General features: G+C 42.0%; 12 protein-coding genes. All 12 read right to left on the bottom strand.

The features are described from left to right. Positions 1–1594, bottom strand: a 1594-nt coding sequence (nuoL, locus tag B2X72_RS08785; protein ID WP_286849164.1) for an NADH-quinone oxidoreductase subunit L, incomplete at its 3' end; no start/stop codon positions are given. Positions 1595–1613: 19 nt separating this feature from the next. Further along, entirely contained in the window at positions 1614–1943 is a 330-nt protein-coding gene (gene nuoK / locus B2X72_RS08780) for an NADH-quinone oxidoreductase subunit NuoK (RefSeq protein WP_046673084.1), read from the bottom strand. Beyond that, entirely contained in the window at positions 1943–2440 is a 498-nt protein-coding gene (locus tag B2X72_RS08775) for an NADH-quinone oxidoreductase subunit J (RefSeq protein WP_046673083.1), read from the bottom strand. The genes nuoK and B2X72_RS08775 overlap by 1 nt, the downstream gene beginning before the upstream one ends. Positions 2441–2451: 11 nt before the next feature. Then, positions 2452–2961, bottom strand: coding sequence for a NuoI/complex I 23 kDa subunit family protein (locus B2X72_RS08770; RefSeq protein WP_070560982.1), 510 nt, complete (start codon positions 2959–2961; stop codon positions 2452–2454). Between the two features lie 13 nt (positions 2962–2974). Beyond that, the gene (gene nuoH, locus B2X72_RS08765) at positions 2975–4018 is read right to left on the bottom strand and encodes an NADH-quinone oxidoreductase subunit NuoH (RefSeq protein ID WP_075990302.1); all 1044 of its coding nucleotides are present in this window, start codon (positions 4016–4018) and stop codon (positions 2975–2977) included. A gap of 8 nt (positions 4019–4026) precedes the next feature. Beyond that, positions 4027–5046 (bottom strand): 2Fe-2S iron-sulfur cluster-binding protein, encoded by a 1020-nt coding sequence (locus B2X72_RS08760; RefSeq protein WP_075990303.1) that lies wholly within the window; start codon positions 5044–5046, stop codon positions 4027–4029. A gap of 30 nt (positions 5047–5076) precedes the next feature. Further along, a complete protein-coding gene (gene nuoF, locus B2X72_RS08755; RefSeq protein WP_075990304.1) occupies positions 5077–6432 on the bottom strand; it encodes an NADH-quinone oxidoreductase subunit NuoF in 1356 nt (451 codons plus the stop codon). A 1-nt stretch (position 6433) separates the two neighbouring features. After that, positions 6434–6955: a complex I 24 kDa subunit family protein gene (gene nuoE, locus B2X72_RS08750; protein ID WP_286849161.1), complete on the bottom strand. Its 522-nt coding sequence runs from the start codon at positions 6953–6955 to the stop codon at positions 6434–6436. Further along, positions 6948–8183, bottom strand: a complete 1236-nt coding sequence (locus B2X72_RS08745; protein WP_075990306.1) for an NADH-quinone oxidoreductase subunit D — start codon at positions 8181–8183, stop codon at positions 6948–6950. The genes nuoE and B2X72_RS08745 overlap by 8 nt, the downstream gene beginning before the upstream one ends. 10 nt (positions 8184–8193) lie before the next feature. After that, on the bottom strand, positions 8194–8691 hold the full coding sequence (locus B2X72_RS08740; RefSeq protein WP_075990307.1) for an NADH-quinone oxidoreductase subunit C: 498 nt from the start codon (positions 8689–8691) through the stop codon (positions 8194–8196). After that, positions 8692–9243 carry an NADH-quinone oxidoreductase subunit B gene (locus B2X72_RS08735; protein WP_088163315.1) on the bottom strand — a complete coding sequence of 184 codons (552 nt, stop codon included), beginning with the start codon at positions 9241–9243 and terminating at the stop codon, positions 8692–8694. Positions 9244–9303: 60 nt separating this feature from the next. Further along, positions 9304–9678, bottom strand: coding sequence for an NADH-quinone oxidoreductase subunit A (locus B2X72_RS08730; RefSeq protein WP_088163316.1), 375 nt, complete (start codon positions 9676–9678; stop codon positions 9304–9306). Between the last annotated feature and the right edge of the window lie 96 nt (positions 9679–9774).

The raw sequence follows: 9774 nt of genomic DNA, 5'->3' as shown, positions 1-9774 counted from the left end.
AAGCAACCATAATCAATACTCCAACAACAGAAACGGCCATTAATAAATATTCAGTACTGTGTTCCAAATGATGAGTTGCAGGTATTATCGCTTTTCCCTCTGAGAACACTGGCGCCAGGAAATCCTCAAGCCAATGATTACCTCCCAAAACAGCTGGTAAGTTGATCACGCCTCCAACCACAGAAAGTATAGCCAATACAATGAGTGGCATGGTCATACTCTTTGGAGATTCATGCAAATGATGTTTTTGTTCTTCCGTGCCACGGAATGTTCCAAAAAAGGTCATAAACAGCATCCTAAACATATAGAATGCCGTCATTAATGCGCCAATAAAACCTAAACCCCATAAGACCGGACTAGCGGCAAAAGCCCCCGCCAATATTTCGTCTTTCGAGAAGAAGCCAGAGAATGGTGGAATTCCTGCAATCGCAATTGTCCCCATCAACATCGTCAGATAAGTAATAGGCATTGCTTTCTTCAAGCCGCCCATTTTACGCATATCCTGTTCCTCACTCATACCATGTATAACAGATCCGGCCCCTAAGAATAGTAATGCTTTGAAAAAGGCATGAGTCAATACATGGAAAAATGCTCCCGTAAATGCTCCGACACCAAGGCCAAGGAACATATACCCAAGTTGTGAAACGGTTGAATACGCCAATACCTTCTTAATATCATTCTGCGTCAGTGCAATCGCAGCCGCCAATAGTGCTGTACAGATAGCTATGACAGAAATGAGCTGCAACGTAAACGGTGAAAGGATAAACAATACATTGGAACGTGCAATCATATAAATACCGGCTGTAACCATCGTCGCCGCATGGATCAGGGCCGACACGGGTGTCGGGCCAGCCATGGCATCTGGCAACCAGGTAAACAAAGGTATCTGCGCCGATTTACCTGTTGCAGCAATAAATAACAAAATGGTAATGCTAACGACTGTGATATCACCAACAGCAAAATTCTTGGCCGCTGGAAATACAGTCGAAAATTCTAAGGAGCCAAAAGTCCCAAGTATTAAAAATACCGCAAGCAGAAAACCTAAATCCCCTATTCTATTCATCACAAATGCTTTTTTTGCTGCATTTGCATACGAACTATTCTTATACCAAAAGCCAATCAATAAATAGGAACATAGTCCTACACCTTCCCAACCGATGAACATGACCAGGTAATTGGATCCCAATACCAATAGCAACATAAAAAAGATAAAGAGATTCAAATAAGCGAAGAACTTACCAAATCCATTATCATGATGCATATAACCAATGGAATAGACATGGATAAGGAAACCAATTCCCGTAACGATTAAGAGCATGATCGCACTTAACGGATCTACCAAAAAGGAAAGACCGATCTTGAGATTGCCCACTGCAATCCAATCAAATACATGTTGTTCAACGATGCCTGCTTGTCCAGCTTGTCTCGCTTGGTAAACTTCAGAGAACAGAAGGCAGCTACATACAAAAGAAATAAGCACTACAGCGCTGCCAACAGCGCCTATCATACCTTTGGAAAAGGTATTCCTACCCAATCCATTCACTATAAACCCGATTAAGGGCAAAAGGGGAATCAACCAAACTAATTCACTCATCGTATTTATTTCTTAAGTTCTACCAACGAAGTTTATTTAAGGAATCGATATCCACAGACTTCGTATTCCGATATACCATAATAATAATCGCAAGGCCTACGGCAACTTCTGCCGCCGCCAATGCCATGATAAAGAAGACAAAGACCTGTCCTGACGAATCGCCATGCTGCACTGAAAAAGCAGCTAAAAGAAGGTTCACCGCATTCAGCATCAATTCAATAGACATCATAATAATAATGACGTTACGGCGAATAAGAACACCGATAACACCAATAACGAAAATAATCGCACAAAAAATCAGATAATGATTTATTGGCACCCCCTGCAACTGTTGAACAACTGTTTCCATTAGATTTGTTTAGGTTCTTTCTTAGCTAATAATATTGCTCCAATCATTGCCGTCAATAACAATAATGATGATAACTCAAAAGGAAGCAAAAATTCGTTAAACAACACCTTACCCAGATTCTTAACCAACCCGATTTCTGGATTAACAACAGTCAAGGGATTAGAAATATCAAATACGCGGTATACACCGAAGAAAGTCACCAATAGGCAACAGCCGGCGATAACACCCATAAACTTAACCAAATTGGATTTCATGGGTTCGGTATCCTTATTCAGGTTGAGCAGCATCAATACAAATAAAAACAAAACCATGATGGCTCCCATATATACGATGAAATTCACCACAGCCAAAAACTGTGCATTCAAAAGAATATAATGTATTGTAAACGTAAAAAACGTAATGACCAGATACAGTACACTGTGTACAGGATTTTTTGTAAAAATGGTCAGCAGCGCAAAGAAAATAGACAAGAAGGCTACAAAATAAAATACTGTCATAATTTCCTGGTTTAGCTCTTTAATTTGGTAATATCAAAAGTTGGTTCTACCAATTTATCTTTTCCATAGATAAAATCCTTACGGAGATAATCTGCTGTCACATGTGGTCCATCCAGATAGATCGCTTCTTTCGGACAGGCCTCTTCACATAGACCACAGAAAATACATCGCAACATATTGATTTCATATACTGACGCATACTTTTCCTCGCGGTAAAGATTTTCTTCACCTTTCTTTCGCTCGGCAGCAGTCATTGTAATCGCCTCTGCAGGGCAGGACAAAGCACATAATCCACAGGCTGTACACCGCTCACGCCCTTCCTCATCACGTTTGAGCGAATGTTGCCCCCTGAAGTTTTTCGAATAAGGCCTTATTTCCTCAGGATATTTAATGGTTGGAATTTTCTTAAAAAAATGCCTTAATGTAATGCGTAAACCTTTGATAATAGCCGGAAAGTAAATTCTTTCCGAAAATGTCATCGGTTTTTGTTCGATTACTTTTTTACGATTGGTTAGTTGCATAAAAAGTCCTTTCTTATGAGAAATAAGTATCTTTAATCAATGTAAATACACCTGTAAGTACAATATTGGCAATCGCCAATGGAATCAACATCTTCCAGCCTAGATTCATCAATTGATCGTAGCGGAAACGTGGTAAAGTCCAACGCACCCACATAAAGAAAAAGATAAACAGCAATATTTTAATGAAGAATACAACCACCCCGATGATCGTGATCATATTGGCAGATAATCCCAGATCATTCATAAAAGGGAAATTATATCCGCCAAAATAAAGTGATGCCATCAATGCAGAGGAAACGAACATGTTAATATATTCGGAAAACATGTAGAGTCCCAATTTCATGGAGGAGTACTCTGTATGGTAACCACCGACAAGCTCCGTTTCACATTCAGGCAAATCAAAGGGAACCCGATTACATTCGGCAAAAGCACAGACCATAAAAATGATAAAACCCAAGGGCTGTGCCCAGATATTCCAATTGACAAAGCCCGACTGCTGCGCAACGATTTCTTCCAGTGTCAAGGTACGCGTTACCATCAACAAAGCGATAAGCGACAATCCCATTGCAATCTCATAGCTTATACTCTGTGATGCTGCACGAATTGCACCCATAAGCGAGAATTTATTATTGGAGGCCCAGCCACCCAACATGATGCCATATACGCCAAGTGCAATCACACCAAACATATACAACACCCCAACATTGATTCCTTGCGCAACCTGCAAAGAAATTGTGCGATCTCCAATCTGCAATTCCTGCCCCCAAGGAATAACGGCTGAACTAATACATGCCGTTATAATCGCAATTGTAGGCCCCAAAATAAAGAGCACTTTGTGTGCGCCCGCCGGGATAATTTCCTCCTTAAAGAAGAATTTACCTCCATCACACAACGGTTGCAAAATACCAAAGAGACCAGCCCGATCAGGACCATATCGATCTTGCATAAAGCCTGCAATTTTACGTTCCGCAAGTGTCGAATACATCGCGATCACCAAGGTGATAACAAAAATAACAGACACCAGTATTAATTTTTCTATGACAAAAGACCACTCCATGTTTGTGATTATTTCAATTTTTCTGTTCTAGCCAACTGTTCGCGATTTTGTTCCTGTAGTAATGGATTCTCCTTAACAACTTTCGGCGGATTAAATAACTCGTAGTGATTGGCAGAAATGACGGAATGTCGGTCTATTTCTGTCGGTTCCTCCAACACCCAATCGCTTGTTTTTTTCTGATCAAAGCGACAGGTATTACAGATAAACTCTTCCACTTCACCAAACTCATCCTTTCGAGCAGTTACCCGAATGACCTCTTCTCCCTTATACCATAAGGTTACCTTACCCGAACATGTCGGACAGTCGCGATGAGCATCGACAGGCTTCGTAAACCATACCCTGTTCTTGAAACGGAAGGTTTTATCGGTCAAAGCGCCCACAGGACATACATCAATAACATTTCCGGAGAAATCATTATCGATTACATTTTCAATATAAGTCGATATCTCGGCATGATCTCCTCGTCCTAAGATACCGTGTACACGCTGGTCGGTCAACTGATTTGCGACATAAACACAACGGTAACATAAGATACAACGGTTCATATGCAATTGGATCTTATCGCCCAGATCAATGCGTTCGAAGGTACGTCGATCGAATTCGTAGCGTGTATGAGCGCTGCCGTGTTCATATCCAAGATCCTGCAATTTACATTCACCAGCCTGATCGCAGATTGGGCAATCTAAGGGATGGTTAATCAATAAGATTTCAACAACACCTTTTCTTGCTTCCACCACCTCTGGCGAAGTAATATTTTGTACTTCCATACCGTCCATCACCGTTGTACGACAAGAAGCCACCAATTTCGGCATCGGTCTTGGATCTTTTTCAGATCCCTTGGAGACTTTTACCAAACAGGTACGGCATTTACCGCCACTCCCCTCCAGTTTGGAGTAGTAACACATTGCCGGAGGGACTATATCGCCGCCGATCTGTCTCGCTGCATTTAATATGCTTGTCCCAGGAGCAACCTCTATCGGTATACCATCGATGGTGACCTTAAACTTTATATCTTCCGCTTCTGCCATGATATGATTAATTTATCGTTACAGCTTCTATTATGATACTATTGGTTGTAAAGGATCAGCATAATGTGCCAGTCCATAATTCCGTGTTTGTGACTCTTCCGGATGCAGGATATGCCATTCAAATTCATCCCTAAAATGTCTTATTGCTGCTGCCACAGGCCATGCTGCAGCATCCCCTAATGGACAGATTGTATTGCCTTCAATTTTCCGCTGCACATCCCACAGCAAATCAATGTCTGACATCGAGCCGTGACCGCTCTCGATCTTATGCAACACCTTCTCCATCCAGCCTGTTCCTTCACGACAAGGCGAACATTGACCACAGCTTTCATGATGATAGAATCGCGCAAAATTCCAGGTATTACGCACCACGCACTGATCCTCATCAAATACGATAAAACCACCTGATCCGAGCATTGTACCAGTTTGGAAGCCACCATCAGCCAATGACTCATAAGTCATCAATCGACTATTTCCAGCAGCAGTTTTCAAGATCAGATTAGCCGGTAAAATAGGCACCGAAGAGCCTCCGGCCACGACAGCCTTCATTCGTTTTCCGTTGGCAATACCACCACAATATTCGTCCGAGTAAATAAATTCTTCAACAGGCAGACCGAGTTCGATCTCGTAGACACCTGGTTTTACAATATTTCCGCTAGCGGAAATTAATTTTGTTCCGGTACTACGCTCTACACCGATCTTAGCATACTCTTCACCACCCAAATTTATAATGGGAACTGTCGTTGCAATAGATTCCACATTATTCACCACTGTCGGGCAGTTATATAAACCCGCTATCGCCGGAAAAGGGGGTTTAATACGCGGATTACCTCGTTTACCTTCTAAAGACTCTAATAAAGCCGTTTCCTCACCACAGATATACGCTCCACCTCCCGGTTGAACATAGATCTCCAGATCATACCCCGAACCTAAAATATTTTTACCCAAAAACCCTTTTTCCTTGGCTTCAGCAATAGCACGCTCCAAAATTCTGATCTGTGGCATCATCTCTCCACGCACATAGATATACGACGTGTGAGCCCCCAAAGCGAAGCTGGATACAATCATTCCCTCAATGAGTGCATGCGGAATATGTGTCATTAAATAACGGTCTTTGAATGTCCCTGGCTCAGACTCGTCGGCATTACAGACCAAATAGCGTGGCACCCCCTCAGGTTTAGCCAAAAAGGACCATTTCATCCCCGTAGGAAAACCAGCTCCCCCACGGCCACGTAATCCAGACTTCTTAACTTCTTCGACAACATCCTCAGGAGACATTGTCTTTAATACTTTTTCAACAGCAACATAACCACCTTTTTGTCGATAGACCTCAAAGGTATTGATGCCCGGAACATCGATATGAGTCAACAAAAGTTTACGTGCCATATTATTCTGTTTTAGCTTTTAAATTATCAATCAATTCGTCGACTTTATCTTCTGTCAGATTCTCATAGAATGTATATTCAGGGCCAATCTGTAAGACTGGTCCGAAACCACAGGCAGCCAAACATTCTACACCACGCCAAGAGAAAAGCCCATCGCTTGTGACCTGCCCCTCCTTTACACCGAGCTTTTGCTCTAAATGCCCCATAATACGCTCTGCACCGACCAAACAACAAGGCCCGGTACGGCAAATCTCCAGTACGTATTTTCCTTTGGGTTGCAACAGGAACATGGTATAGAAGGTTGCCACCTCATATACCTCAATCGGTAATATATTCAGGTAAACAGCAACCTTATCCATCGCATCTGCGCTGACCCAGCCGTATTCCGCCTGAACCAAATGTAAAATGGACAATAAGCCCGATTTCTGCTTTCCTTCGGGATAACGGCTTACCACTTCTCCAAACTTGGCTAACAATTCTGGAGAAAACGTTACATTTTCATTATGTTGTTTTACACTAAGCATCTAATTCTCCAGCTATAACGTTAAGACTACTCATATTTATAATAGCATCTGAAATCAGCATTCCTGCACTCATTGGTGCAAACATCTGATAATTGACAAAAGAAGGTCTCCTGAAATGCAGACGATAAGGTGACCGTCCACCATCATGAATCAAATAAAAACCAAGTTCACCATTTGCCCCTTCGACCGCATGATAAACTTCGGCTTTAGGTGTATCCACCTCACCCATGACGATTTTAAAGTGGTAAATTAGAGCTTCCATATTGGTATACACCTGTTCTTTCGGAGGTAAATAGAAATCAGGAACCTCCGCATGGAAGACTCCTTTAGGCTCTTTCTCAATTTTCGCTAATGCCTGTTCAATAATCCGAAGTGATTGCCACATTTCGGCATTGCGAACCATGAAACGATCGTATACATCACCTGTCGTGCCAACAGGCACATCGAAATCAAATTCTTCATACGAGCAATAAGGATTCTGTACACGCACATCGTAATCTACACCTGTCGCACGTAAAATAGGACCAGACCAGCCATAATCCAGGGCATCTTCTGCTGTTACAGCAGCAACACCCGACGTTCGTTCTATAAAAATGCGGTTACGAACAAACAACTCTTCAAACTCTTGCAATACCGGAGGATAGCGTTTCAGAAATTCACGTATTTTCTCAAAGGCTATAGCATTGAAATCACGCTCGAAGCCTCCAATACGACCAATGTTCGTTGTCAGACGAGCGCCACAGATTTCTTCAAAGATTTCATAGATAAACTCGCGTTCCTGCATCACATACAAAAAGCCCGAAAAAGCACCCGTATCTACCCCCAAAATACCATTACAAATAATATGATCCGCAATACGGGCAAGCTCCATGACGATAACACGCATATATTGCACCCGCTTAGGAATCTCTATTTTAAGTAATTTTTCAACGGTCATATGCCAGCCCATATTATTGATTGGAGACGAGCAATAGTTTAGACGATCAGTCAAAGGTGTTATTTGATAAAAAGGTCGATGTTCAGCAATTTTTTCAAATGCGCGGTGAATATAACCGATCGTGGACACGCCACTCACAATACGCTCGCCATCGATTTGTACCACGTTCTGAAATACGCCATGCGTGGCGGGATGCGTGGGACCAATATTCAGGGTAATCAACTCGTCTTGCGGATCGTTGTCTTCGAAGACAGGCTGATTAGATGTTATCTTGCTTATAAATTCGCTCATATCGTATAAATTAACGGCCGAAATACAAATCTTTCTTATCTACGCGATTTGGATCCTCTAAAGGATATTCCTTACGCATTGGAAACACCTCCATATCATCTACATTCAAAATCCTCCTCAAATCGGGATGTCCTATAAAATTGACACCAAAAAAATCAAAAGTCTCACGCTCCATCCAGTTCGCACCTTTCCAAACGACGGTTGCTGTCGGAATCTCAGGATTCGGCCCATACAAAAAGACCTTCACTCGGATTCGGATATTATGAACGAGACTATGAATATGATAAACCACAGCAAACTCCTTTTCTAAATGCGGATAATGTACCGCCGTAATATCCGTGAGATGGATAAACTGCAACTCCTTATTCGATTTCAAGAAACGAAGTACATCAATCACATCTTCCGTATCCACGACAATCGTCAATAAATTGTGTGCATCTTGAATTTCGTTAATCTTTGCCGGAAAATTTCCTTGGAGCTTATCCAATAAAAAACTGTTTTCCATCATCTATTTATTTGTATGTATTCCGTACTTCTCAAGCAGCGCTTTGTATTCGGGTGTATTTCTCCGGTTCAATGATTCATTCTTTACAATATCCTGTAGACGCAACACACCATCCAAAATTGCTTCTGGACGGGGAGGACAACCAGGCACGTACACATCAACCGGTATAATTTCGTCTATTCCTTGTAGCACAGAATACGTATCGAAAATACCCCCACTAGATGCACAGGCCCCTACAGCAATTACCCAGCGCGGCTCGGCCATTTGGATATACACCTGCTTTAACACCGGAGCCATTTTCTTAGCGATGGTACCCATCACCAATAGCATATCTGCCTGACGCGGCGAAAAACTCGGGCGTTCGGCACCAAATCTAGCCAAATCGTAAGTAGAGCCCATCGTAGCCATAAACTCGATACCACAGCAGGATGTGGCAAAGGGTAAAGGCCATAAGGAGTTGGCTCGGGCCAAGCCAATGGCTTTGTCCAAACTTGTCGCAAAAAAACCTGCGCCTTCTACTCCCGGAGGAGCTTCTGCCAATTTTATATCACTCATGAAAAGTCGATTTATAGGTTTAAGTATTGCTGGCCCAAAGGCCAACCATCACGGGAATATCTAATCCCAACTCAATGCTTTTTTCTTGATCACATAGATAAAGCCCAACAAGAGCAGTCCCATGAAAATAAACATCTCGATCAAGCCCTGTAGTCCCATTTCCCGGAAGTTGACTGCCCATGGATACATGAAAATAACTTCAACATCAAATATGACAAACAGGATAGCGACCAAAAAATATTTTATGGAGAAAGGCTGCCTGGCATTTCCGACAACTTCAATTCCCGACTCAAAAGCTCCAAGCTTGTTTTCCGTGCGGACTTTTGGCCCGATAAGATGTGTAATAATTATGGTACCTACTCCAAATCCTACAGCTACTAAAAGCTGTATAAATATAGGCAAGTAGTCTATCGGCATACTATTGGCTTGCTCCATCTCAATTAAAATTTATATTGGTAACTATCTCTAAATATAGAGATTTCAAGGTAAAAATCAAAACAAAAAAGGCGTAGATATTACTATCTACGCCTA

This window comes from Sphingobacterium sp. UBA7253 (assembly GCF_002472745.1).
GTDB lineage: Bacteria > Bacteroidota > Bacteroidia > Sphingobacteriales > Sphingobacteriaceae > Sphingobacterium > Sphingobacterium siyangense.
Note: the sequence above shows the minus strand (reverse complement) of the source record. Positions and strands in the feature narration are given on the sequence as shown.